Genomic DNA, 24,871 nt, shown 5'->3' on the forward strand with positions numbered 1-24,871 from the left:
AACAATGAGTATGTCTGAAAATGAAATAACCCCTGGTAACTCAGATCGTCGTGATCCAGATGTTGAACTGGATAGCGTGAATGATTTGCCAGAACCCCAAGAAAAGAAAAGTCGGTGGAAGCCTCTTTTAATTTGGCTCATTCCATTGATTGCTCTTTTAATCGCGCTTTCATTAGCGATAAAAGCGCTCTTGTCTCACGGCCCGACCATTGACGTATCTTTTAGGACGGCTGAGGGATTGGTCGCAGGTAAAACAACGGTTCGTTATAAACAGGTGGATATTGGCGTAGTACGGCAGATTGATCTTTCAGAAGACCGTTCACACGTGATTGCCAGAATTGATTTGCGTAAAGATGCCAGTAACTTTGCCGCAAAAGATTCACGGTTTTGGGTCGTGCGACCTCGGATTGGGACGAGTGGGGTTTCAGGAATAGACACATTATTGTCAGGTTCATATATTGAAGTGGATGGTGGTAAGTCGGAAGAGAAAAAACTCGAATTTACTGGCTTAGAAGTACCGCCAGTGATTACTTCCGATGTACCGGGCAAAGAATTTTTCTTAAATGCAGATGACTTGGGGTCTTTAGATGTCGGTTCTCCAATTTATTATCGTCGAATTAATGTGGGCCAAATTACAGCCTATAAATTGTCTAACGATGGTAAAACTGTAGAGCTACAAACTTTTATCCGTGCACCGTATGACAAGTTTGTCACCACCGACGCACGGTTTTGGCAGGCGAGTGGTATTGATGTGAGCTTGAATGCTTCAGGATTTAGTTTAGATACTCAATCGCTGGCAAGTATTGTCGCGGGCGGTATTGCTTTTGGAATTCCTGAAAGTTCGCGTGCTACTACAGCGGCAAATCATAGTCGCTTTAATCTATGGGACTCGAAATCTGAGGCATTAAAAGACCCTGACGGGCAACCTCGCGGTGTGATCATGTACTTTGATCATTCATTACGTGGACTGTCTGTTGGCGCGCCAATTGATTTCATGGGCATTGAAATTGGTAATGTTAAATCGATTAATGCAGAGTTTTATAACAACTATAAGCAGATTCGTATGCGTGTTGAGGCGGTTATTTATCCTTCACGTGTTGAAAATGGTCAAGCACTCAATCCAAACAGCAATATTTTCAAAGATTTTGTTGAACATGGATGGCGTGCTCAAATGAGAACAGGCAACCTTCTCACGGGCCAAAACTATATTGCCCTAGATAAGTTCCCTAAAGCTAAGCCAGCCACATTACAAATTTTGAGTGATGACCGTGTAGTGATTCCAACTACACCAACTGAATTGAGTGGCTTACAAGCACAAGTTTCTCAGATTGCTGACAAGTTAACTAAATTCCCGTTAGTTGAGATTGGGCAAGATGTACGTAAAACGCTCAACAATATGAACACAGCCATTGAGTCTACCGACAAACTGGTTAAACAGTTAGATGGAAAAGTTGCACCTGGTTTACAAGCAACCTTAGACGATGTTCGTAAAACTGTAAGATCGTCAGAGTCTATTTTGTCGAGCGATGCGCCGTTACAACAAGACGTACGTAAAGCATTGCAGCAAATGACACGTGCAGCTGCTTCATTACAGTTAATGGCAGACTATATTGAGCAACATCCTGAATCAATTATTCGTGGTAAGACACCAGAGACCGATGATGAAAAATAAAAACACTCTATCTTTTCAACATCCTAAAGCAGCCAAATGGCTGCTTGGGAGCGGCCTGTTTTTAACGGCTGTTGCCATGACGGCATGTTCGAGTTCGCCAACGCCAAATTATTATACGATGTCCCCTAAAATTACTGCGGCTACAAAATCAACTGTGCAGGTGATTGAGGTATTACCCGTCGGGATTCCAGACCGATTGGACCGTGCGCCTTTGGTACTCCAAGACAGTAGTGGTAAGTCTACGGTGTTAAACAATGAGCGCTGGACATCAACCATGGGTACGCAATTACGCGATACCTTGTCGGCGGGTTTACAGCAAAAATTAGGGGCAATTGACAGTTATAGCAGTGGGCTAGCTGGAAACAATCAGCCTTTATATCGAGTTTCTACAGACTTTTCTCATTTTGATATTGTAGATAAAAGCTATATTAATATTGCGGTGTCTTGGGTAGTGAAGCGTCAAATACCGCCCACTCAATTAGAGTCAAATAATGCAAAAGTCATCACGAATGCAGGATCTCAGCTCAATTGTCGAATTGCTTTTAGGCAACCGATTGATCAGAAAGCTAAAAAGATGGAAGGTATTGTGAATGCTTCAAGTGAAGCAATGACTCAAATCATTAATACGGTTTCTTCTTCAATTGTGGCGCTAGATTCAAACAAAAAATCGGTTATTAGCAATGGTGTTTGTTCTTAATATTAAATCTATACACGTTTTATCCGGTTAAATGCCGGATAAAATTTGATAATTCCATCCTGTTTTGAGTTCTTTAGTTGTTAGTTAAAAGCTGTGAGGAAAAATTTACTCATGTGAGTGTTTTAAATCCCATCCTTTTTCAATACAAATTTGATCAAATGATCTTGCAAGATCGGCTAGGGTAGTTTCTTTTAAACGTTGAATCAAAATCGCCTGTGCAGCTTGAATACTTGTATCTAGAGCTGCATTGACGACTTGTTCTACAGCACATTCCGGATTTTTTCTTTCATTGCCGATTGCAAAAATTGTAGGTTCACCAACAGCCTTATAAATATCAAGAAGCGTAATTTTTTCTATATCTCCTATTAAGTGCCAACCACCGCCAGGCCCTTTCTCTGATTGTACAAAGTTAGCCTGTTTTAACCCAATCATGGTACGACGGATAACTACAGGATTAGTTGATAGCATTTTTGCAATTTCTTCAGAAGTAAAACTGCGATTTTGCCTCGCCATATGTAAAAGCACATGAAGTATTCGGGAAAGTTTATTGTCGGTACGCATAAGCACAAAAAACAGCGCGATTAATAGAATATATAAAATGTAACATGAAAAGTTGCAAATTAAAATAAAAAGCATTAATGTAACTTCATAAGTTACTTATTAAGGGTGGACAAAATGCTGTACGACGTTGCGATTATTGGCGGCAGTTATGCGGGTTTATCGGCAGCAATGCCGTTAGCCCGTGCACGTAGAAACATTGCGATAATTGATGCAGGGCAAAGAAGAAATCGTTTTGCTGAAAATTCTCATGGATTCCTTACACAAGATGGAACTCAAGCTAGTGAAATTATTGAAATTGCAAAAAAACAATTAGAAGCATATAGCACTGTTCACTGGCAAAATGGAGGAGTTAAAAAAATCGCAAAAATAGATGAAGGCTTTTGTATTTGTATTGATGGGGTGTATTCCATTCAAACTAAAAAAATTATTATTGCGGCAGGAGTGACCGACCAGTTGCCCGAAATACCGGGTTTAGCTGAAAGATGGGGAAAAACAGTTTTTCACTGTCCATATTGTCATGGATATGAATTAGAACAAGGAAAAATCGGTATCTTGGCCACTTCAGAACACAGCTTACAATTGGCAATGATGCTACCTGATTGGGGCCCAACCACGCTTTTACTTAATGGAAATGATCAACTCATTCATACAGAATGGCATACTTCCTTACAAAAACGTGGAGTGATTGTAGAGCCATGTCTTATTCAGGAAATCAGAGGTGAGGCAGAGATTGTGTTTACCGATGGAAAGGTTATTGCTCTGGATGGACTGTTTATTCCAACACGTACATATATTACTCAACCTTGGCTGGCCGAGCTTGGATGTGAAGTCGAAGACACGCCGTTTGGACAAATAATCAAAACAAACGCGACAAAAGACACCACGGTAAAAGGGGTTTTTGCTTGCGGTGATATTGCACGTTTAGGTGGTTCGGTACCATTCGCAGTTGCAGATGGAATGATGGCAGGGGTAAGCGCTCACCGTTCGCTTATTCTTAATGGTTCATCCTAAATTAGGAAAACTGCATTCTACTAAGATCATTACGAATGCAGGATCTCAGCTCAATTGTCGAATTGCTTTTAAGCAGCCAATTGAACAAAAAACTAAAAAGATGGAAGGTATTGTGAATGCTTCAAGTGAAGCAATGACTCAAATCATTAATACGGTTTCTTCTTCAATTGTGGCGCTAGATTCAAACAAAAAATCCGTTATTAGCAATGGTGTTTGTTCGTAAAACCAAGCGCTTGTAACAAACCCCTTTATTTGTGCAAACAGATAAAGGGGTTTTATTTTTAGTTGCCTCTATAGGTTGAATAACCGTAGGGGCTAAGTAGTAACGGAATATGGTAGTGATTTACGCTTCCATCGACTTTAAAAATTACTGGAACCTCGGAAAAAAAAGTTTGTTGTTTGTTCTTCTTAAACCAGTCTTCAGTTTTAAAGGTGACTTTATAAACTCCTTGCTCTAGTTTTTTATTTTCTGGATAGAGCGCAGTAATACGACCATTTGAATCGGTCACTTGCTGGTTGAGTTTAACCCACTGGTTATTGGTGTTTTTCTCTAAAACGACTTCAACCTGAGAAGAGGGTAAACCCGTTTCTAGATTTAACACATGCACACTTAGCGGATTAGTTTGTGCAAATGTAGCCGAAGCAATAAATAACGAAGATAAAGCAATAAATGATTTAGTCATGGTGAACTCCTTATGAATGAAAAACGGTTTCAATGGCTTTGCTTGCGCATTGATTGTCATTTTGTGCGCCGCCAGCACCTGCAACTCCAATCGCGCCGATCACTTGGTTCTCAAAACGGACAGGTACGCCACCGCCTAACAAAAGTAAATTTGCTACGGTGGTTAAATTTTTTGCGTCGGGGTTTTGGTTACTGTTTTGGCTTAAAACTAAGGTCGATGTTTTGGTAGATAACGCGGTATAGGCTTTTTTCTCGGCAGCCATTAAGTTATGCGGTCCCACCAACTCATGTCGTTCGGCAGTTAATGGATTACCGCCGCGATCTACAACAACAACCGCAATATTTTGATTTAATTTTTTGCATGCCTCTTTTGCACTGTCGGCTAACAGATGGGCAGTTTTTATATCTAACGAATAAACTTGATTCAAAGCAGGGGGCTGTGCAAAAGTACTATTACCGAATAGCACGGTTGCTAACATCAGCCAGTTCAATTTTTTCATAATGATTGCCTCTATGTCGCTTTGAAAATCCTAAACAAATTGCTTAATTTCAAGCATGACAATCACATTACAAAGTTGTCATCTTTCAAATGAGTCTCTACAAAATGCGTATCCTTATTATTGAAGACGAGATCAAGATCGCCACTTATTTGGTCAAAGGATTAAAAGAGTCTGGATATCAAGCGGAGTGTGTTCACTTAGGGCTGCAAGGTTTGGAAATGCTAAAGAGAGAACAATATGACTTGCTTATTCTTGATGTCATGCTGCCAGACATAGACGGCTGGAGCGTATTACAAGTCCTACGCCAGTTTTCAAAAATTCCGGTGATTTTCTTAACGGCGAAAGATCAGGTGATGGATAGAGTGAAAGGTTTGGAGTTGGGAGCAGATGATTACTTAGCTAAACCTTTTTCCTATATTGAACTGTTGGCACGCATTAAAAGTCTGTTAAGACGACAGCAATATCTGCAAGAAAATGAGTTGTCTATTAGTGATCTAAAAATGGATATGGTTGCTCATAAAGTATGGCGTAGTGGCAACTTAATTGAGCTGAGTAAAACCGAATTTAATTTGTTGCGTTATTTGTTGCTCAACAAAGAGCAAATTGTGACGCGCAGACAAATTGGTTCCGAAGTTTGGAATATTAACTTTGACACTGATACAAACTTTATTGATGTCGCTGTACGCCGTTTACGAAGCAAAATTGATGAGGGATATGAATTAAAACTTATTCATACCATACGTGGCTTGGGCTATAAAATTTCGGTTAGCTTATGAACTTTAAATTTGTGCGTTCTCTTGAAGTCCGTATTACATTACTGGTCACGCTCTGTTCTGCCTTAATTTTATGTTCAGTCGGCTTTATGACCTATTTGGGTATTAACCAGATTTTATTAAAGCAACAAGATAAAGCTTTAGCAGACAGAATTAACCGTTTGGAAATTTTGCTACAAGATAGCGAAAATGTAGAGCAAATTATTGCGCGGCCTAAGCTGTATCAAAACATGCTTGGCAATCAAGACAACTTATTTCTGCTTATTCATAAAGACAAAACTTTAATTAATATCAATCCGCTTCACATTCAACTACCTGAACTTGCACAGCGCGACAGTCTTCAATTTCAAGATTTATCTAACAACCCCTATCCAACGCGCATTGCTTGGAAATCCATAAAAATTAATAACGAACCTTATCTGCTCATTGCAGGTAAACAATGGTCGGAACGCATTAATATTCTTTTACCTTTTCAAGAAAGTCTCTTGATGTATGTGGTCGGGGGCGTGTTTGCGATCTTTGTGCTTTGCATTTTAGTGTGTCATTTAGGTTTAAAGTCGCTACAACAGCTTCGCAAGCAAACTCATTCTATTAACGTAAATCAGCTACAGAAACGGTTAAACCTCCCAAATTCACCTTTAGAAGTTGATCTGCTTTCAAAAGATATAAACCACATGCTTGAGCGTATTGAAAAGGGCTATACGCAGCTCAACCGTTTTTCTGAAGATATCGCACATGAGTTCCGCACACCTTTAAATAATCTGATTGGGCAAACCGAGATTGCCTTAACTGGCGAACGTTCGGTTGAACAATATGAAGATTTACTGGTTTCTCATTTAGACGATTACCACAGATTAAAACGCATGATTGATAGCATGCTTTTCTTGGCAAGAGCCGATCAGAAAATGGTGCTTGTAAATAAACAAGAAATAAACCTCCAAGATGTTATGGATAGGCTATGCCAGATTTTTGAATATCAGGCCGAGGAACAAGACTGTCATTTTAGTTTTAACTTAGAAGCTCAAACGTTATTTGCAGATCCTGAGCTTTTTCAAAGAGCCGTTTATAACCTGATTTTAAATGCGTTGGTTCACGGTAGCGACAAGCGAACTATTTATATCGCAACAAAACATAAGATGATTGAGCATAAGCAATGGGTGAGTCTGACTGTGGTAACGGGTGGTATTTCAATTGCTGAACATCAACTTGAGCATCTTTTTGAAAGATTTTACCAATGCCATTCAAGTCGAAGTGATGAGAATCAAACAGGTGGATTAGGTTTGTCGATTGTTGCTTCAATTATGGATCTACATCATGGCCGCTATCGAGTTTATAACACGGTTGAGGGTGTGTGCTTTGAGCTTGATTTTCCAGTTGCAGATGCTCTAAAGAAATACAATTAAATCCTTATTAATGTTGCTTAATTTTTAAAATTCACACTTTGTTCACAGCCCTCTGACGTATGTTTAAACGTATGAAATAAACAGAAGAGGGCAATCATGAAATTATTATTTAAATCATTTGTCATCAGCAGTAGCCTTGCAGCGGTCAGTTTAATGCTTCCTTTGAGCACCTTTGCAGACACCAATACTAAACCTGTCGCTGTTGATTCTATTGATATTAATAAATACGCAGGTAAGTGGTATGAAATTGCGCATTTACCGATGTTTTTTCAGCGTAATTGTGTAGCCAATACAACTGCAAACTATTCTATTAACGCGGACAAAACCGTTGGTGTTTTAAATAGCTGTACGACAAAAAAAGGCGAAATGATCTCATCTGAAGGAGTTGCTTATCCGCAAAATGAAGGCAACAGTAAATTGAAGGTGAGCTTTTTACCTTCTGGTCTTAGATGGATTCCTTTTACAAAAGGCGATTACTGGGTTTTAAGAGTTGACCCAAATTATCAGGTCGCTTTAGTGGGTGGTCCAAGCCATAAATATTTATGGATTCTTTCTCGTAGCCCTCAACTTGATGAGGCGACATATCAATCTTATCTGCAAACCGCGAAAAGCTATGGCTACGACGTTTCTAAACTCGTTAAAACAACACAATCTAAATAGTGAAATGCTGGTTGCGTAGATGCTTATATTTATCTCGTAACCGAGTGAACTTCACATAAAATTCATTGCGCATTTTCTAAATTAGAACCAAAAGAAATGCTTTAGATCAGGAAGAATCAATGTCTAAATTTTTTCTGCGCTGGATCGATAGCTGGTCAGATTCAGAAAATGCGCAAGTGGGTGCTTCTAGCGAATATGTCATTGAAAAGAAAATTCAATGGTTAAGAATTATTCCTTTTATTTTATTACATATCGCTTGTTTAGCTGCATTTTGGGTGGGCGTATCTTGGTTTGCTGTGATCTTCATGCTGGGGTTTTATTTTCTTCGCATGTTTGCAATTACTGCTTTTTTCCACCGCTATCTTTCGCATAAAACTTTTCAGACATCACGTATTGTTCAATTCATTTTTGTACTGATCGGAACCATGAGTGCGCAGCGCGGACCTTTATGGTGGGCAGCCCATCACCGTTATCACCATCACTTTACCGACACCGATCAGGACCCGCATTCAGCAAAAGCAGGCTTTTGGTATTCGCATGTAGGCTGGTTTTTAAATGAGCAAAATTTTGCTACTCGAAAAAAAGTCATTAAAGACTGGTTGAAATATCCAGAGCTGATTTGGCTAGACCGATTTAGTTTGCCTATTGTGATTTTGACGGCCTTAGCAATTTATGGATTAGGTTCATGGCTTGCACAACATTTCCCTGAGTTGGGCACCAATGGTTTACAGCTTTTGGTGTGGGGATTTGTGATTTCCACTGTTCTATTAACACATGCAACCTTGTGTATTAATTCACTCGCTCATAGTTATGGTTCACGTGAGTTTAACACCCCAGATGATAGCCGTAATAACTTCCTACTTTCTTTAATTACCTTGGGTGAAGGATGGCACAACAACCATCATTTTTACGCGGGTAGTGTGCGTCAAGGCTTTTATTGGTGGCAGATTGATATCACTTTTTATGTGCTCAAACTGATGTCTTTATTTGGTTTGGTGTGGGGGCTAAAGCCAGTACCAGACAAGGTTTATCAATACAAAAAGATTAAAAATTTATCGATAGAAAAAATTGAAAACGGTGAAGTGTTATGAAAATTGCCATTATTGGTTCGGGTATATCTGGACTTTACGCAGCTTGGAGATTGTCAGAACAACATCAAGTCACTGTGTATGAAAAAAATAATTATTTTGGCGGTCATACTGACACTCACGAGCTAGAGATAGAAGGCACTAAAGTCGCGGTAGATAGTGGTTTTATTGTGTTTAATGACTACAACTATCCGTTATTTACCGACATGCTTAAAAAATTAGGCGTAGAAACTCAATGCAGCGATATGAGTTTTTCTGTGAATAATCTGGTCAGTGGACTTCAATATAATCCTTCAAAAAAATGGTCGCTCTTTGCCCGTCCGCAGAACTTTTTAAACCGAAAATTTCTGCAAATGCTCTCAGATTTGCTGCGTTTTTATGATGATAATAAAGATATAGATGTGGCGGATATTGATCCAAATTTATCGATTGAAGACTATTTGGACCTTCACAAATATAGTCATGAGTTTCGTTATGAACATCTTTATCCGATGTGCGGTGCCTTATGGTCGGCACCTGTTGAGCAAGTAGGACAAATTCCATATCGATTTGTGGTGAGCTTTTTTCAACATCACCGCATGTTGCAGTTAAAAGACCGCCCACAATGGCAAACAGTTAAACATGGTTCGGCAAGCTATATTCGTGCTATTCAAAAAAAATGCCGATCCATTGAGTGGAAATTTGCAGAAGTAAAAGCTGTGAGTCGTTCACCAGAAACTGTGTTGATCGAAACCGTTGAAGGTAAAGCCCAATATGACTGGGTGATTTTTGCAAGCCACGCTGATGATAGCCTAAATGTAATTAAAGATGCGTCAGAGCTTGAACAAGAAATATTAAGCCAATTTGGTTATCAAGATAATCGAATGGTCGTCCATCGTGATCTTTCAATTATGCCTAAAAGCCGTTTGCAGTGGGCAAGCTGGCATGTACATGTAACACCAACTTCTCAAGTTCAAAACGATGAGTCCGACATACATTATGGTTTTACCTACTGGATGAACAATTTGCAGAATTTACCTTGCGCTACTCAGGTTTTTTGCACTTTAAATCCGAATATGAAAATCAAAGCCGAAGACATCTTGGTTGAGCGGCAATACCGTCATCCCGTATTTGATGCAAAAGCGATTCAAGCTCAATCTCGTTGGCACGAAATTAATGGGCAAAATCGGACTTCGTTTTGTGGAGCATATTGGGGCTGGGGCTTTCATGAAGATGGTGCCCGTAGTGCAGCACGTGTTGTTGAGCAACTCTTAGTGTTATAAGAATAAATAAGGAGCTTTCAAATGTTATTAAATAAACTTGCTATCGCTCCTGCGCTTATTCGTCATCGGCGTTATAGCCCTAAACCGCATGAGTTTACATCGACCTTAAATTATTTATGGTTCGATCCAGATCAATTAGTTGATATCACAAAAGATTGTTCACTTTGGTCGACGGATCACTGGAATGTATTAAAACTATCTAAAAATGATTTTTTAAACATGTATCACGGTTCTATAAGAGATAGAGTAGAGAAAGCGATACTGCAAAATAATCACTTACATCTTCGGCCAGACTGGCAAATTCGAGTGTTGGCTTTGCCTCGTTGTTTGGGTTTTCGGTTTAATTCGGTCGTATTTTATTTTGTTTTAAATAAAGCTGGAAAACCGCTCTTTATTCTTAGTGAAATCACCAATACCCCGTGGAATGAACGAAAAGTCTATACACATGACTGTATAAAACAACAAGGACAGGTAGGTGACTATCAAAGTTTCGATTTTAACTTTGAAAAATCATTTCATGTTTCGCCGTTCATGCCCATGCAGTTGACTTACCGTTGGCGATTTAGTTTTTCAGATCAGCAGAATGTCATTCACATGCAGCTTTTTGAAGAGCAAAAACAAGTCTTTGATGCCACTATGCGTTTTGAGCTTGTGCCCATCACATTTCCTTCACAGCAATATCGATATGCTCTTATAAACAGCCTAGCACCTTTTAAAATGTTGTTTTCAATATATTTAGAGGCATTTAAGTTGTGGCGAAAAAAAGTTCCATTTTATCGTCATCCTAAAAAGATCAAGGTAGATAAGACATGATAAAAACATTTCTATATGGTGAAGATGACTCACTACCGTTATTGCTCAAGAGTCTTCTCAAACTACGTCATGGACAGATCACTTTTCAGGGCGCATGGAATGGGACGGTCGGTGAAGTTTCAGACTTACATGCTGTGATTGAAGTTCACAATCCTTTATTGATGGATCTGATTTTAAAAAATGGTGTTTTGGGAGCAGCAGAAGGCTACATCCGTGGTGACTGGAGCAGCGAGCACCTTGTCGAGTTGATTCAGATCTTGGCACGTAATCGAGCTGTATTGGACCAAATCAACCAGAATGTTATTGCTCAAGCGAGCCAGTTTTTTCTTAAAGCTTGGTATCAAAAAAATCGAAAGAATTCTATAAGTGGTAGCCGTAAAAATATCGCCGAGCACTACGACTTAAGCAACGACTTTTTTAAATTATTTTTAGATCCGTCTTTAATGTATTCGAGCGCCGTTTTTGAAAATGAAAACATGACTCTCGAAGAAGCATCTGATTTAAAAAAAGAGATCATTTGTAAAAAGTTAGATTTAAAACCACTAGATCATTTGGTTGAAATTGGAAGTGGGTGGGGTGGTTTTGCAATTTATGCAGCTCAACATTATGGCTGTAGAGTAACCACCATTACCATTTCACAAGCTCAATATGATGAAGCCGTTACTCGTGTAAATGAAGCTGGCTTGGCACATCGAATTGATGTGCAACTTAAAGACTACCGTTTGCTCGAAGGTAAGTTCGATAAGCTGGTTTCAATTGAGATGGTTGAGGCGGTTGGTGCGCAATATTTATCGACATACTTTGATCAATGTAAAGCACTCTTAAAACCGAAAGGTTTGGCATTTATTCAAGCCATTACCATTGAAGATTTCCGATATAAAAAAGCACTAAATACAGTTGATTATATTAAGCGCTATATTTTTCCTGGTAGCTTTATCCCTAGCATAAGTGTATTGACTCAAACCGCCTCTGAGAGTGGTTTAAGGTTGAAGCATTTAAATGATATTGGTTTAAGTTATGCACAAACACTTCATCACTGGCGAGCGCGTTTTTTAGCAGCGCGGGAACAAGTATTGGCTCTAGGTTTCGATGAAAACTTCATTCGGATGTGGGATTTCTATTTATGTTATTGCGAAGGCGGTTTTAAAGAAGGCGTGATAAGCAATGTTCACTTGTTGTTTGAAAGTACCAGTTACTAGCTCAAACAGCTCAAGTAAGGAGACTGCTCATGTTTTGGAATTTACTGATTCTAGATTTAATGATCATGTTGCTGAGCTGGCTACTTGCCACTCTAAATGGCCGAGCTGGAATAGTAGATGCTGCATGGAGTTTCTGTCTGGCAGTAAACATTATCGTGTCTTCTTTACTCATTTCAGTTGCCCCAGTTGAAGTGCGCCTTTTTATTGGTATTTTTAGCGGCTTATGGTTTTTAAGATTATTTTGGCACCTGTTAAGACGTTATCAATCTGAACAAAAAGAAGATGGCCGTTACGCGAGCATGCGTAAAGCGATGGGTAAGTTTCAGCATATTGGCTTTTTATTCTTTTTTATCTTTCAAACACTTTTAGTGCTTTTGTTCTTTTTGCCGATGTGGATGCTCCTCAATGTAGAGGCAACTGAATGGAGTAGTGGATATAAAGTCGCTTTAGTAATTGCTGCTGTCATCATGGCAATTGCTTTCATTGGAGAGCAGCTCGCTGATCAGCAGTTATACCGATTTAAATTAAATCCAGATCATCATGGCAAAACGATGGATCAGGGTTTATGGCGTTATTCACGTCACCCCAATTATTTTTTTGAATGGTTACACTGGTTTGCCTATCCAATTATTGGTTTAGCGGCAGGCCAATATGTATTGTGGATTTATCCGTTACTGATGTGGCTATTTTTATATTACGTCACGGGTATTCCATTTAGTGAAAAACAAGCAATTAAAAGTCGCGGTCAAAATTATCTTGATTATCAACAAAAAACATCAATGTTTATTCCGCGAAAACCCAAAAAATAGGTGCGCATATGGATTTTATTGTTCATCAGTCTTTGAAAATTGTTGAAAGTGGTGTGATTCCAGATCATGCAATTCGAGCTGCAATTCGTGCTTTAAGTAAAAAGCGCTTAATCCAAGAAGGCCGTTATGACCCTGAACAAGGAGCACAGCGCTACATGGATGTGCTTAATATGCTGAAGAAGAGCGAAATCGCGGTTGAAACGGATAAGGCAAACGAGCAGCACTATGAATTGCCGACCGAGTTTTTTCAGGCGATGCTTGGAAAAAGACTTAAATATAGTGCGTGCTATTTTCCAACTAAAACGACAACTTTAGATCAGGCAGAAGAGTTGGCTCTTCAGCTTTATTGTGAAAGAGCGCAACTTAAAAACGGTCAACAGATTTTAGAGTTAGGCTGTGGTTGGGGATCTTTAACTTTGTGGATGGCAGAAAACTATCCACGCTCACAGATTACGGCTGTTTCAAATTCTGCAACGCAGAAAAAGCATATTCTTCGGCAAGCAGAGTTAAGGGGTTTAACCAACGTTGAAGTGCTTACCTGTGATGTGAATGTACTCGACTTAGACCAAGACAAGTTTGATCGTGTTCTATCGGTTGAAATGTTTGAACACGTCCGTAATTACCAACGTCTTTTTGAAAAAATTCAGGGTTGGTTAAAAGCAGACGGCTTACTTTGGTGTCATATTTTTTGCCATCGCTTTTTACATTATCCTTTTGAAGTGAAATCAGATTATGATTGGATGTCCAAGTATTTCTTTACTGGCGGTTTAATGCCTTCGACTTCGACTTTTTTGCATTTTCAAGAGCATTTAGAGTTGGCTCAACAGTGGCAGTGGTCGGGTGAGCATTATATGAGAACGGCAAATGCTTGGCTTGATAATATGGATAATCAAGAAGTCGAACTAAAGCCACTGTTTAAAAAAATCTATGGAAAAGATGCCAATATTTGGTGGCAACGCTGGCGTATTTTCTTTATGGCTTGTGCTGAGTTATTTGGTTTTGAGCAAGGTCAAGAATGGGTCATTGGTCACTTTTTATTTAAAAAGCGATCATAGTAATTTCTATAGCCTATCCCGGCGATAAAGATATGATAAAAACTCGACATGATGGCAAAACGAGTCATCCATTAGCCCAAATGTTCAATCGATATTACTGGTTGCAAATTGGTCTGATTGCATTATCGATCGTGGTCGGGTTGGCTTGTAGTGCTTGGGTGATTAAGGGGTCTTTACTTAAAACCGCTTTAGAACAGGAAATGGAGCATTACTGGTTACGTATAGAACGTAACCCAAATGCAGACTTACCAGATACTAAAAATTTATATGGATATCGGTGGAATACACAGGTCGCGCCTCAACCTTTTCGGGGCATGCATTTAGAAAGTGGCGTGCACCGAGTATTCGTTGATGGTAAAGAACGAATGACGGTCTATGGTGAGCGTAATGGTCAACATGTTCTATTGGTATTTGGCGAAAGCAATGTTAATAAGCTGATCTGGTTATTTGGCCTTGCTCCACTGATGTTCAGCTTATCTGTTTTATATAGCTTTTTGTGGTGGTCAAACCGAAGAGCAAGACGCTATTTTTCCCCAATTACGCGCTTAGCGAACGCTTTAGAAAATATTGATTGGGCACATCAAGATACTCAGGCATCTCCTTTTAGAGATATTAATACCAATGGCAACATGGAAGCCGAATATCTCAAACAAGCTTTAGAAAAATATCATCAAGTTTTAAGTGATTTTATTCGACGTGAAAGAGAATTTACTGGAGATGTGAGCCATGAGTTACGCACTCCGCTCACGATTTTGAAAGGTAATGTGCAACTGTGTCAGGCGAAATATGGAGACGATAAATCTTTAGTCCGTCTTCATAACACAATTGAAGATATGCAGTTGCTCGTTGATACCTTACTTGCGATTGCACGTAATACGGTACAGAGCTTGCCATCTGAGAAAAATTTATTATCTAAAACAGTAAATGATCTAGTTGAAAGTTTAGAAGTGATGAGTGTGAGTAAAGGAATACATATTAGTATTCATTCAGACTTAGCTGAGCAGCCACGCTGGTTATATCCTTCTATGACTCAAATGGTTTTAGGTAATATTTTACGTAATGCGCTTAACTATTCTCAAGGTTCACAAATCGACATTATTCAACAAAAAAACAGCCTGATTATTGCAGATAACGGAATTGGAATTTCTTTACCTAACGATGTAAAGGTGCAAGAGCTCAGCGACTCACAACTTTCCTTAAAGGCTAAAGGTCATGGCATTGGTTTGCAATTGGTACAAAAGCTTTGCAAGCAATTAGGATGGAGAGTGGAGCTGTTTGATCGACAATATTATTTAACCACTCATCCTGAACTCGATTTGGAGCCAACCACAGGCTTAATTGTTGTGGTCTATTTAAGTTAAGTCGCGGAATCTTCCAAAGCAATTTTTAAACCGACACCTGCCACTGTATGTAATAGTTTAGGGTCGAAAGGTTTATCAACCATTTTTCTTAAGTTATAAATGTGACTGCGTAACGCATCACTTTCAGGCTCTTCATCACCCCATAATTCCATCATCAGTTCTTGCTTGGTTACCACTTTTGGAGACTGGCGCATCAAAATTTTTAATAGTTTAAATTGAATAGGGGGTAACTCGATATTATTTCCGGCACGAACCACGGTTTGAGTTGCGCTATCAAGAATTAAGTCGTGAATCTGAATTTTATGATGGGTGACTTCACCAGCTGCTCTTTTTATTAATGCACGAATCCGCATCACTAATTCATTAAAATCAAAAGGTTTTACCAAATAATCATCTGTGCCAGCAGTAAAACCTTTAAGTTTGTCATCTAAAGTATCTCTTGCTGTGAGCATAAGAACGGGAATATCAACGCCTTGTTCGGTACGTAGCCAGTTACATAGGTCATAACCTGAGCCATCAGGCAAATTTATATCGAGCAACAAAAGATGATAATGCTGAGATTTGAGAAAAGTTCGTGCAGCATCTAAATTACGTGCATGATCGACAACATAACCATGCACTTCAAGAAATTCACAGACTGTTGCTGCAAGTTCAAAATGGTCCTCAACCATGAGGATAAAGTGATTACCCATGAGATTTTATTAAGCCATTAATTTAATAATTGTTGTTTTAATTTAGCATTAAACGGGTCACTACCAAACCAGATTTTAAAATATTGATTTGCATTCGGATTGTTCAAAGAACCGAGTAGCTTCTGGTTTAATTTCAGTTCTAGTTTTTGATTTTCATGTTGATAATAGAGACTATAAAGATCTCCACTCTTAATTGGCCTATATAGTTCATTAATATGATTAAGCGGAGATTTAGCATCAAAGCCGCTAACATTTTTCTTCAAAAAGTGGGTGGCTGCGCGTTTAAATGCCCACTCGGGAATATCGCGGTTATAGCTAAAGTCCATTTTGATGCTTTGGTTCTGCCAATTTTTTAGGCAATCTTCAGCAAAGTAACTGACATTTCCCACTTTCTTGCTCGTCACCATTAAAGGAGCTGAACTGCATTTTTTTAGTTCAGCCGCATTCGCTTGAGATACGATTAAGATTCCCAGAAATATCAAGATTCGACTTTTTTGAACGGCAATATCCATTTATATACTCCTCCAAATATTGGTAAAGAACGGTAAAGGCCATTTGCCGGATCCCAATAATCTTGCTGGAAAATAATTTTTTGTTGCTCATTAATCTTAATTTGACTAATTCCATAAGAAGCCATGGTTTTTGAGCGACCTAACATTTTAAAGTCATAGGTCATGTACCAATGAATGTAGGCTGTATCTTGGTGATGAGTTACACTAATGAGTTTTACCGTGACATTATTCACTCGGGCATTCATGCCTTCAAAATGCTTAATCAGATCTTTCTTTTGAGAGAACTGCGAGAGTGTATCGTTGATATAGAGCTGATCAGCGTAAAGATTGCTAGCATTATTTACAAAAGAAGGAGTGCCGAGCGTATTAAATGCAGCGACAAAACGATTGCCGACATCTAGCGCCTGTTGGTCATCTAATTCTATACCAGTAATTTTTTGTTCAGCTTTGCCATAGTCACCTGAGTAACTAGGCACACTTTTACACGCCGTTAAACCTACCAAAATAATCAACCCTAGGGCTGTAGTTATAATTTTCATGTCGATATCCAAGCCAACTTTATAAGATCAAATTAAAGAGCTGGTCGTGAATTTTGCGTGAATTCTTATGTTTTATGATTTGGGTTTAATGGAGAGCGTTTTCTGTTTTGGAAATTTAATAAACTAGGTTTAATCAACTTAAAAATTTCTATCGACTTCACAGCGTTTAAGATTAATAAATAAGATAAGCAAGAAAAAATTTAAGAAAGCAATTTTATTCTAGCTGCGCTTTACCCATAAGAGATATAGATAAATTTTACATAAATAGAAGGATTCAATAATGAAAGCAATCGGCTTATTAGGTGGAATGAGTTGGGAATCGACAGCGCTTTATTATCAGAAAATTAATAAAATGGTTCATCATAAATTAGGAAAATTGCACTCAGCTAAGGTCATTATTAATAGTGTTGATTTTGAAGAAATAGCAGCCTTGCAAGCGAAGGGTTTATGGCAAGAAGCTGGCACATATTTAGCTGAGCAAGCACAAAATTTAGAAAAAGCAGGGGCAGATTGTATTTTGGTGTGTACTAACACCATGCATAAAGTTGCTGCACAGATTGAAGATTCAATTACGGTTCCTTTCTTACACATTGCTGATGCAACTGCAAAAGAAATTTTGAGTCAAAACATTGGTAAAGTTGCATTGTTAGGGACTGCTTTTACAATGGAGCAAGATTTTTATAAAGCTCGATTGCAGGATTATGGAATTGATGTTGTTATTCCAAATGAAGCCGACCGAAAGACAGTTCATCGCATTATTTATGAAGAACTTTGTTTAGGCGTGATCAACCCAGATTCTCAGCAACAGTACATCGCTATTGTAGAGAGGCTTATAGCTGAAGGCGCCCAAGGCGTTATCTTGGGTTGTACTGAAATTTGTATGTTAATTGGTGAGCTTAAATTCGCGGTTCCTTTATTTGATACGACCACCATTCATGCAAAAGAGGCGGTCAGTTTTAGCTTAAACGAAAATAAAAACTCTAATAGCGCCAATCTACATAAGTCTGCTGCAATTGCTGGGAGTATTCTTTAGCAATATTTGGAATATCCTTTGTCATTAAACGTTAAGCTTGTGTCGTCAAATGTAAAGTGGCCATATCCTAACTGTTGTAATTTTGGTTATTGCTTTTATAGGCACTCAATAAAAAACCAAAATATGGAATAGGACATGATGTTGACGAAAGCTATACGTTTCTATGGAACAGGAACGCCAGAAGTATTGCGCTATGAAGATGTAGAAGTAGGAGATCCAAAAGCAGAGGAAGTACGCCTACGTCATGTGGCAGTCGGTTTAAATTATGCCGATACATATTTTCGTAATGGAACCTATCAAATTCCAATGCCTAATGGCATGGGCGTCGAAGCTTCAGGTGTCGTTGAAGCTTTAGGCGAAGGAGTGACTCAGCTTAAAGTAGGTGATCGAGTTACTTATACAGGTTTTTTAAATACCTTAGGTGCATATAGTACCCACCGTCTAATTCCAGCAAATGCTTTAATTAAATTACCCGAAGAAATTTCTTGTGAAACAGCGGCAGCCATGACCATGCGAGGGTTGACCGCTGCTTATTTAATGCGCCGTATTTATGACTTTAAAGCGGGCGATTCAATTTTATTACATGCAGCCGCAGGTGGTGTTGGGCTGATCGTTTCTCAATGGGCTAAATTACTTGGCTTGACTGTTATTGGTACCACATCTTCAGAAGAAAAAGCTGCCGTAGCGCGAGCTCATGGTTGTGATCATGTCATTAACTACAGCCATGAAAATGTTGCGGAGCGTGTACGTGAGTTAACAGGCGGCGTGGGTGTAAATGTCGTTTTCGATAGTGTCGGTCAAGCTACTTTTATGAGTTCATTAGACTCTCTCAAACGCCGTGGTTTGTTGGTCTGCGTAGGAACAGCATCTGGTCCAATTCCTGCTTTTGACCCAGTATTACTTGCCGTAAAAGGATCATTGTTTGTCACACGTCCAGCTTTGGCAGATTACATTGCAGATCCTGTCGAGAAGAAAGAACTGGCAAATGAATTATTTGATCATGTTCGACATGGACGAATCAAAATTGAAATTAATCAGCGCTATGAGCTAAAGGATGCCGTACAAGCTCATCGTGATTTGGAAGCACGTAAAACAATAGGTTCATCAATCTTTGTAATTTGAAGGGATTTCTTATGCAAATTGAACAGTTAACTTGCAATATTGGTGCAGAGCTCAGTGGCGTCAAACTTGCTGATGCGATTTATGATGATGGATTATTTGCTGAAATTCGCACACAACTACTTAAACATCGTGTGTTGTTTTTACGAGATCAGCACTTAACCCGTCAGGATCATGTCGCATTTGCAGAAAAATTTGGACAATTAGAAGATCATCCCGCGGTAGGCAGCCATCCTGATTATCCGGGTTTGGTGCAGATCTATAAACATCCGGAAAGTCCTGTCGATCGTTATGAAAATGCTTGGCACAGCGATGCAAGCTGGCGCAAGGTTCCACCGATGGGATGTGTGCTGCACTGTGTTGAATGCCCACCTGTAGGTGGTGACACTATGTGGACCAATATGGTCATGGCCTATGCGTCTTTACCCGACGATATTAAGGCTAAGATTGCAGACTTACGTGCTTATCACAGCATAGAAGCGAGTTTTGGCGCGGCTATGCCACTTGAAAAACGCTTGGACTTAAAAGCAAAGTTTCCTGATGCTGAGCATCCAGTGGTACGTACTCATCCTGAGACGGGCGAGAAAATTTTATACGTCAACGCGTTCACAACCCACTTCAGTAACTATCACACCAAAGAGCGCGTCAGATTTGGACAAGATGCCAGTCCAGGTGCAGCTGAACTACTACGTTACTTAATTTCTCAAGCCTATATTCCAGAGTTTCAAGTGCGTTGGCGTTGGAAGCCTAACAGCATTGCCATCTGGGATAACCGCAGCACACAACATTATGCAGTCATGGATTACCCACCTTGCCACCGAAAAATGGAGCGGGCCGGCATTATTGGTGACGCAACCTATTAAGGTTATTGGCTAAATAATTTTATCTATTTGAAAATTCTAAAAATATATGAGGAGATGCACATGCAATTCTTTGACGACTCATTGCACCCGGAAAATATGGAAAAAGTGGTAATCACGGTTGCGCCATATGGACCCGAATGGATGCCAGAAGACTTTCCAGAAGATATTCCTGTGACCATGGATGAGCAAATACAAAAAGCGGTTGAGTGCTATGAAGCAGGCGCGACAGTGCTGCATTTACATGTCCGTGAGCTTGATGGCAAAGGCTCTAAGCGCTTGTCAAAATTTAATGAACTTATCGCAGGTGTTCGTGAAGCTGTGCCTGACATGATTATTCAGGTAGGCGGTTCGATTTCATTTGCACCAGAGAGCGAAGGTGAGGCAGCTCTATGGTTAAGTGATGACACTCGACATATGTTGGCTGAACTTACACCAAAGCCCGATCAGGTTACGGTGGCAATTAACACCACACAAATGAATATTATGGAATTGCTCTATCCTGAATATTTAGAAGGGACTTCATTGGCACATCCTGCGACTCAAGCAGCATATGCAGAAATGACTGTGCCAGCAGGGCCTGCATGGGTAACTGAACACATTAAGCGCTTATGTAAAAACAATATTCAACCGCACTTTCAGTTAACCGGTATGCATGGACTTGAGACGCTAGAACGTATGGTGCGTAAAGGGTTGTACATGGGGCCGTTAAACTTAACTTGGATTGGAATCGGTGGCGGTTTTGATGGTCCAAACCCATTTAATTTCTTTAATTTTATTCATCGCGTACCTGATGGATGTACTTTGACATCAGAATCTCTGCTCAAAAATGTATTGCCTTTTAATACGATGTCGATGGCAATGGGTTTACATGCCCGTGTGGGTAACGAAGACACGATCATTGATCATCACGGACGCCGTTTTTCATCTGTAGAGCAAATTAAGCAAACCGTTCGGATTGCCCATGAATTAGGCCGTGAAATTGCCTCAGGAAAAGAAGCCCGTGAAATTTATCGTATTGGGGTGCAATACAACAGTATTGAAGAAACCCTAATCGCAAATGGTATGGCACCCAATCGTAAAGCAGGGCAAAAGGGCGTGCCGCAACGTAACTAATGTGACAAGGTCTAACGGAACTTAGACCTCAATTGTAGTGCAGCTTATTCGCTTTGATTTTAAAAGTGCGTTGCTGCACTAGCTAAATAGAAATTATAAAAAATACAAGGAGGTCGTATGAATGCACATCAGTATTCAGATCAGATGAGCGATGTTGATACGTCAATCAGTATACCTCGTCGTTATGCATGGCTTGTTTTTGCTTTGACATTTGGTCTGCTCATTTCAGATTACATGTCACGACAAGTCTTAAACGCAGTTTTTCCTTTACTTAAAAATGAGTGGTTGCTCAGCGATAGCCAGTTAGGTTTGCTCAGTGGCATTGTGGCGTTAATGGTGGGTTTATTGACTCTGCCGTTGTCTTTAATGGCAGACCGTTTTGGACGAGTGAAAAGCTTGGCCATTATGGCGACGTTATGGAGTTTGGCGACTTTAGGATGTGCACTGGCTGAAAATTATGAGCAAATGTTTATTGCTCGTTTTATGGTTGGTGTGGGTGAAGCTGCTTATGGCAGCGTTGGAATCGCGGTGGTTGTAGCTGTTTTTCCACGAGAAATGCGTGCAACACTTGCCAGTGCTTTTATGGCAGGTGGCGTATTTGGCTCGTTTTTGGGTGTGGCTTTAGGTGGTGTACTCGCACAGCATTTCGGTTGGCGTTGGGCATTTGGAGGAATTGCTTTATTTGGTCTCATTTTGGCCTTTCTATATCCAATTTTAGTGAAAGAAAACAGAATAAATGCAGCACCTCAAAATAAAATTCGTAGTAAAACCCAGCACATTAAAAGCCCTTTAAAAACTTTATATTCAAGTCGTTCAGTCATTGCCACTTACATTGGTAGTGGTCTGCAATTATTTGTTGGTGGCACAGTGATTGTCTGGATGCCGAGTTATCTCAATCGCTATTACGGCATGAGTACCGACAAGGCAGGCGTGATGGCAGCGGTCATTTTGCTATGTAGTGCAGTAGGCACAATTCTATGCGGCATGTTGTGTGATTATTTGGGCCGTAATTGTCCAGATCGTAAGGTCAGTTTAGCGATTACATACTGCTTGCTCGGTTGTGTTCTTTTATTAATTGCTTTTGCGATGCCTGTGGGACGTAACCAGTTACTTCTCATCTGCCTCGGAATGTTTATTGCCCTAGGAACCAATGGGCCATCTAGTGCCATGGTGGCCAATCTCACACATAACTCAGTTCATGGCTCTGCATTTGCAACACTCACGTTAGCTAACAATTTTCTTGGTTTAGCTCTTGGTCCTTTAGTGGTTGGCAAAGTATCTGATGTGATTGGTTTACATAGCGCATTTCAACTCATGCCATTGGTCAGTATTGTAGCTGCAGCCGTTTTTTTTTATGCCAAACGCCATTATCACAAAGATATCGCACGCTTTGAGCTGCAAGGAATAACTGAGCTTAAAAATCATTCAGGTAACCAAATACAAAAATGCGGGATGAATAACAAATGATGATTCGGCAATTACACATTGATGTATTTTTTGACTTTATTTGTCCTTGGTGTTTGATCGGAAAACGTCAGTTACTGATCGCTATAAATAGATTTTATCAGCTTTACCCTAAAGTCAAAGTTGTCGTGCACTGGCGAGGTGTTCAGCTCATACCTGATTTAGCTGTTGAAGGTGTACCGTTTCAAACGTTTTATTTGAAACGGTTAGGTAGCTTGACAGCAGTTCGCATAAGACAAGAACAGGTCAATAAAGCTGCACATAAAGTTGGGCTCAAGATCGATTTTGAACAGATTAAACGGATGCCAAATACGGCTAAAGCTCATCGCTTATTTGATAAAGCTTTAAAGATCGGGACTCCTGATCAGTGCAATGCGTTGTTAGAACAACTCTTTGCTGCATATTTTTATGATGGGTTAGACATCGGAAATACCACCACTTTATACAAAATCGCGAAACGCTGTGGTTTCCCACGTGAACTGATCAAAGATTTGCTTATTCAAGACCATCAAGATTTTATCTCTGGAAGTACAGGAGGTAATGGCGTGCCTTACTTTATTTTTGATCGGGCTTCTGCCTTAGTGGGCGCGCAATCAGCAGATGCACTTTATAAAGCGATGCAAGAGGCAATGCTGGCACAAGGAGAGTTGATATGACTAACCGATTTGAAGTGCCTTTCGAGAAAATACCGAATTCAGGTGAGCGGGCTTTTTTTAAAATTGGAGATAAAACTCTCGCACTATTTAACGTCGCGACTCAATTTTATGCAATCGATGACAGTTGTCCTCATCAGGGCGCATCGCTATTTAGTGGACGTCTTGAAGGACGAGTAATTCAGTGCTGTGCCCATGGTCTACGTTTTGATTTAACAAGTGGCTGTTTGGTTAATTCCTCTCAGCTCAAAGTTGCAACCTATCCCGTAGAAGTAATCGAGGACAAGGTATTTATTGTGATGGGCTGTGGGGAAAATCATGAGTAGTTTAGTTTTGAAAAATTTTTCCCAGCGTACAAGAGAATTAGCACCAGGTTTTGTGGTCAGTTCGGTCGTTGCAGCGGCTGCCTGTTTTTTATCAGAGCACTATGGCGCGCCAGTCATGTTATTTGCTCTGTTACTAGGCATGAGTGTAAATTTTTTAGCGGCTGAAAGTAAATGTAAGGTTGGTATCGAGTTTACCGCACGTAGTGTGCTCAGAATGGGTATCGCGTTACTCGGCATGCGTATAACTTTGGGGCAAATTACCGCACTAGGTTGGCAACCTGTTGCGTTAGTTGTCACTCTGGTTATTGTCACAATCGCCGTTTCTGTTATTGCCGCTAAAATTTTAGGTTTCCAAAAACTATTTGGCATGCTCACTGGTGGATCAACGGCAATCTGCGGTGCTTCAGCCGCACTGGCACTATCGGCTGCTTTTCCAAATCATCCGCAAAAAGAAAAAGCGACCTTGTTTACCGTGATTGGCGTGTCGGCACTTTCAACATTTGCAATGATTGTCTATCCGATGATTGCGAAGTGGCTAGAGTTATCGCCACAAGCGGCTGGTGTGTTTCTTGGTGCTACGATTCACGATGTGGCGCAAGTGGTCGGCGCTGGTTATAGCATGTCTACTCAAACGGGGGATACAGCGACTGTAGTTAAACTTATGCGTGTGGCCATGCTGCTTCCAGTAATCGTTTGTGCAGCCATGATTACTCGCATGCAAGGTGTAGATTCAACTGGGGAGCGGCCACCATTACTGCCTTGGTTTGCTGTTGGCTTTCTACTACTCGCTTGTATTAACAGTACAGGATGGGTGCCTGCTATGGTTCAAAATGGGATCAATGATTTATCACGCTGGTTTTTAGTCATTGCAATTAGTGCTTTAGGAATGAAAACTCAGTTAAAAGAATTAGCATCTGTCGGCATTAAACCGATTCTTTTAATGATCGGTGAAAGCATCTTTTTAGTGGTATTGGTTCTTGGACTTATGCGCTTGTGGTTTTAATTTTAAAA

At 39.9% G+C, this 24,871-nt stretch carries 27 protein-coding genes and 1 pseudogene; 22 read left to right on the forward strand and 6 right to left on the reverse strand.

The genetic code is table 11. The features are described from left to right. The first annotated feature begins 4 nt into the window (after positions 1-4). Both H7R46_RS06170 and H7R46_RS06175 read left to right on the forward strand, forming a co-directional pair. Positions 5-1,672, forward strand: a complete 1,668-nt coding sequence (locus H7R46_RS06170) for an intermembrane transport protein PqiB (RefSeq protein ID WP_031945288.1) — start codon at positions 5-7, stop codon at positions 1,670-1,672. Then, on the forward strand, positions 1,662-2,369 hold the full coding sequence (locus H7R46_RS06175) for a membrane integrity-associated transporter subunit PqiC (RefSeq protein WP_005068387.1): 708 nt from the start codon (positions 1,662-1,664) through the stop codon (positions 2,367-2,369). Before H7R46_RS06170 ends, H7R46_RS06175 begins: the two co-directional genes overlap by 11 nt. A gap of 105 nt (positions 2,370-2,474) precedes the next feature. Here H7R46_RS06175 and H7R46_RS06180 read toward each other — a convergent pair whose 3' ends face one another. Continuing rightward, on the reverse strand, positions 2,475-2,930 hold the full coding sequence (locus tag H7R46_RS06180; RefSeq protein WP_025469802.1) for an Rrf2 family transcriptional regulator: 456 nt from the start codon (positions 2,928-2,930) through the stop codon (positions 2,475-2,477). 105 nt (positions 2,931-3,035) lie between these two features. Here H7R46_RS06180 and H7R46_RS06185 point away from each other — a divergent pair, with 105 nt between their 5' ends. Both H7R46_RS06185 and H7R46_RS06190 read left to right on the forward strand, forming a co-directional pair. Further along, entirely contained in the window at positions 3,036-3,941 is a 906-nt protein-coding gene (locus H7R46_RS06185) for an NAD(P)/FAD-dependent oxidoreductase (RefSeq protein ID WP_014207182.1), read from the forward strand. Between the two features lie 22 nt (positions 3,942-3,963). Beyond that, positions 3,964-4,164: pseudogene (locus H7R46_RS06190) on the forward strand (hypothetical protein); the annotation flags it as partial. 58 nt (positions 4,165-4,222) lie between these two features. Here the strand turns inward: H7R46_RS06190 and uraH are convergent. Both uraH and H7R46_RS06200 read right to left on the reverse strand, forming a co-directional pair. Next, a complete protein-coding gene (gene uraH / locus H7R46_RS06195) occupies positions 4,223-4,624 on the reverse strand; it encodes a hydroxyisourate hydrolase (RefSeq protein ID WP_005068395.1) in 402 nt (133 codons plus the stop codon). A gap of 10 nt (positions 4,625-4,634) precedes the next feature. Then, positions 4,635-5,102 (reverse strand): GlcG/HbpS family heme-binding protein, encoded by a 468-nt coding sequence (locus H7R46_RS06200; protein WP_080631176.1) that lies wholly within the window; start codon positions 5,100-5,102, stop codon positions 4,635-4,637. 125 nt (positions 5,103-5,227) lie between these two features. Here H7R46_RS06200 and H7R46_RS06205 point away from each other — a divergent pair, with 125 nt between their 5' ends. The 10 genes from H7R46_RS06205 to H7R46_RS06250 all read left to right on the forward strand — a co-directional run bounded on the left by H7R46_RS06205 (position 5,228) and on the right by H7R46_RS06250 (position 15,546). Further along, positions 5,228-5,899: a heavy metal response regulator transcription factor gene (locus tag H7R46_RS06205; RefSeq protein WP_005068400.1), complete on the forward strand. Its 672-nt coding sequence runs from the start codon at positions 5,228-5,230 to the stop codon at positions 5,897-5,899. Next, complete coding sequence (locus H7R46_RS06210) at positions 5,896-7,299, forward strand: heavy metal sensor histidine kinase (RefSeq protein ID WP_005068403.1); 1,404 nt, start codon at positions 5,896-5,898, stop codon at positions 7,297-7,299. The genes H7R46_RS06205 and H7R46_RS06210 overlap by 4 nt, the downstream gene beginning before the upstream one ends. Before the next feature lie 96 nt (positions 7,300-7,395). Beyond that, positions 7,396-7,959, forward strand: a complete 564-nt coding sequence (locus tag H7R46_RS06215; protein WP_005068405.1) for a lipocalin family protein — start codon at positions 7,396-7,398, stop codon at positions 7,957-7,959. A 119-nt stretch (positions 7,960-8,078) separates the two neighbouring features. Beyond that, positions 8,079-9,050, forward strand: a complete 972-nt coding sequence (locus H7R46_RS06220) for an acyl-CoA desaturase (protein WP_032012949.1) — start codon at positions 8,079-8,081, stop codon at positions 9,048-9,050. Continuing rightward, positions 9,047-10,309 carry an NAD(P)/FAD-dependent oxidoreductase gene (locus H7R46_RS06225; protein WP_005068411.1) on the forward strand — a complete coding sequence of 421 codons (1,263 nt, stop codon included), beginning with the start codon at positions 9,047-9,049 and terminating at the stop codon, positions 10,307-10,309. The genes H7R46_RS06220 and H7R46_RS06225 overlap by 4 nt, the downstream gene beginning before the upstream one ends. Positions 10,310-10,330: 21 nt before the next feature. Then, on the forward strand, positions 10,331-11,122 hold the full coding sequence (locus tag H7R46_RS06230) for a DUF1365 domain-containing protein (protein ID WP_005068413.1): 792 nt from the start codon (positions 10,331-10,333) through the stop codon (positions 11,120-11,122). Continuing rightward, a complete protein-coding gene (locus H7R46_RS06235) occupies positions 11,119-12,321 on the forward strand; it encodes an SAM-dependent methyltransferase (RefSeq protein ID WP_005068416.1) in 1,203 nt (400 codons plus the stop codon). The genes H7R46_RS06230 and H7R46_RS06235 overlap by 4 nt, the downstream gene beginning before the upstream one ends. A gap of 29 nt (positions 12,322-12,350) precedes the next feature. Beyond that, positions 12,351-13,130: a DUF1295 domain-containing protein gene (locus H7R46_RS06240; protein WP_002119679.1), complete on the forward strand. Its 780-nt coding sequence runs from the start codon at positions 12,351-12,353 to the stop codon at positions 13,128-13,130. A gap of 8 nt (positions 13,131-13,138) precedes the next feature. Then, positions 13,139-14,185, forward strand: a complete 1,047-nt coding sequence (locus H7R46_RS06245) for an SAM-dependent methyltransferase (protein WP_005068420.1) — start codon at positions 13,139-13,141, stop codon at positions 14,183-14,185. A gap of 32 nt (positions 14,186-14,217) precedes the next feature. Further along, positions 14,218-15,546 carry a sensor histidine kinase gene (locus H7R46_RS06250; protein ID WP_005068422.1) on the forward strand — a complete coding sequence of 443 codons (1,329 nt, stop codon included), beginning with the start codon at positions 14,218-14,220 and terminating at the stop codon, positions 15,544-15,546. Here the strand turns inward: H7R46_RS06250 and H7R46_RS06255 are convergent. Genes H7R46_RS06255 through H7R46_RS06265 form a run of 3 tightly spaced genes read right to left on the reverse strand, consistent with a single transcriptional unit; the run spans position 15,543 to position 17,289 of the window. Next, positions 15,543-16,238: a response regulator transcription factor gene (locus H7R46_RS06255; RefSeq protein WP_000526530.1), complete on the reverse strand. Its 696-nt coding sequence runs from the start codon at positions 16,236-16,238 to the stop codon at positions 15,543-15,545. The genes H7R46_RS06250 and H7R46_RS06255 overlap by 4 nt on opposite strands. Before the next feature lie 17 nt (positions 16,239-16,255). Then, positions 16,256-16,750, reverse strand: coding sequence for a chalcone isomerase family protein (locus H7R46_RS06260; protein ID WP_005068425.1), 495 nt, complete (start codon positions 16,748-16,750; stop codon positions 16,256-16,258). Continuing rightward, positions 16,717-17,289, reverse strand: coding sequence for a nuclear transport factor 2 family protein (locus H7R46_RS06265; RefSeq protein WP_005068428.1), 573 nt, complete (start codon positions 17,287-17,289; stop codon positions 16,717-16,719). The genes H7R46_RS06260 and H7R46_RS06265 overlap by 34 nt, the downstream gene beginning before the upstream one ends. A gap of 280 nt (positions 17,290-17,569) precedes the next feature. On the opposite strand from H7R46_RS06265, the gene H7R46_RS06270 reads away from it, so the two are divergent. The 8 genes from H7R46_RS06270 to H7R46_RS06305 all read left to right on the forward strand — a co-directional run bounded on the left by H7R46_RS06270 (position 17,570) and on the right by H7R46_RS06305 (position 24,863). Further along, positions 17,570-18,322, forward strand: a complete 753-nt coding sequence (locus H7R46_RS06270) for an aspartate/glutamate racemase family protein (RefSeq protein WP_005068430.1) — start codon at positions 17,570-17,572, stop codon at positions 18,320-18,322. A gap of 135 nt (positions 18,323-18,457) precedes the next feature. Next, positions 18,458-19,444 (forward strand): quinone oxidoreductase family protein, encoded by a 987-nt coding sequence (locus H7R46_RS06275; protein WP_005068432.1) that lies wholly within the window; start codon positions 18,458-18,460, stop codon positions 19,442-19,444. Between the two features lie 11 nt (positions 19,445-19,455). Beyond that, positions 19,456-20,304, forward strand: a complete 849-nt coding sequence (locus H7R46_RS06280) for a TauD/TfdA dioxygenase family protein (protein WP_005068433.1) — start codon at positions 19,456-19,458, stop codon at positions 20,302-20,304. Positions 20,305-20,364: 60 nt separating this feature from the next. Beyond that, the gene (locus tag H7R46_RS06285; RefSeq protein WP_004791385.1) at positions 20,365-21,417 is read left to right on the forward strand and encodes a 3-keto-5-aminohexanoate cleavage protein; all 1,053 of its coding nucleotides are present in this window, start codon (positions 20,365-20,367) and stop codon (positions 21,415-21,417) included. 117 nt (positions 21,418-21,534) lie between these two features. Further along, positions 21,535-22,884, forward strand: coding sequence for an MFS transporter (locus H7R46_RS06290; protein ID WP_005068436.1), 1,350 nt, complete (start codon positions 21,535-21,537; stop codon positions 22,882-22,884). Next, positions 22,881-23,537: a DsbA family oxidoreductase gene (locus H7R46_RS06295; protein WP_005068437.1), complete on the forward strand. Its 657-nt coding sequence runs from the start codon at positions 22,881-22,883 to the stop codon at positions 23,535-23,537. The genes H7R46_RS06290 and H7R46_RS06295 overlap by 4 nt, the downstream gene beginning before the upstream one ends. Positions 23,538-23,551: 14 nt before the next feature. Continuing rightward, positions 23,552-23,860 (forward strand): Rieske (2Fe-2S) protein, encoded by a 309-nt coding sequence (locus H7R46_RS06300; RefSeq protein WP_080631178.1) that lies wholly within the window; start codon positions 23,552-23,554, stop codon positions 23,858-23,860. Next, positions 23,853-24,863: a YeiH family protein gene (locus H7R46_RS06305; RefSeq protein WP_005068440.1), complete on the forward strand. Its 1,011-nt coding sequence runs from the start codon at positions 23,853-23,855 to the stop codon at positions 24,861-24,863. Before H7R46_RS06300 ends, H7R46_RS06305 begins: the two co-directional genes overlap by 8 nt. Positions 24,864-24,871: the final 8 nt, after the last annotated feature.

Source organism: Acinetobacter sp. BEC1-S18-ESBL-01 (assembly GCF_014169935.1).
GTDB classification, from domain to species: Bacteria; Pseudomonadota; Gammaproteobacteria; order Pseudomonadales; family Moraxellaceae; genus Acinetobacter; species Acinetobacter pittii.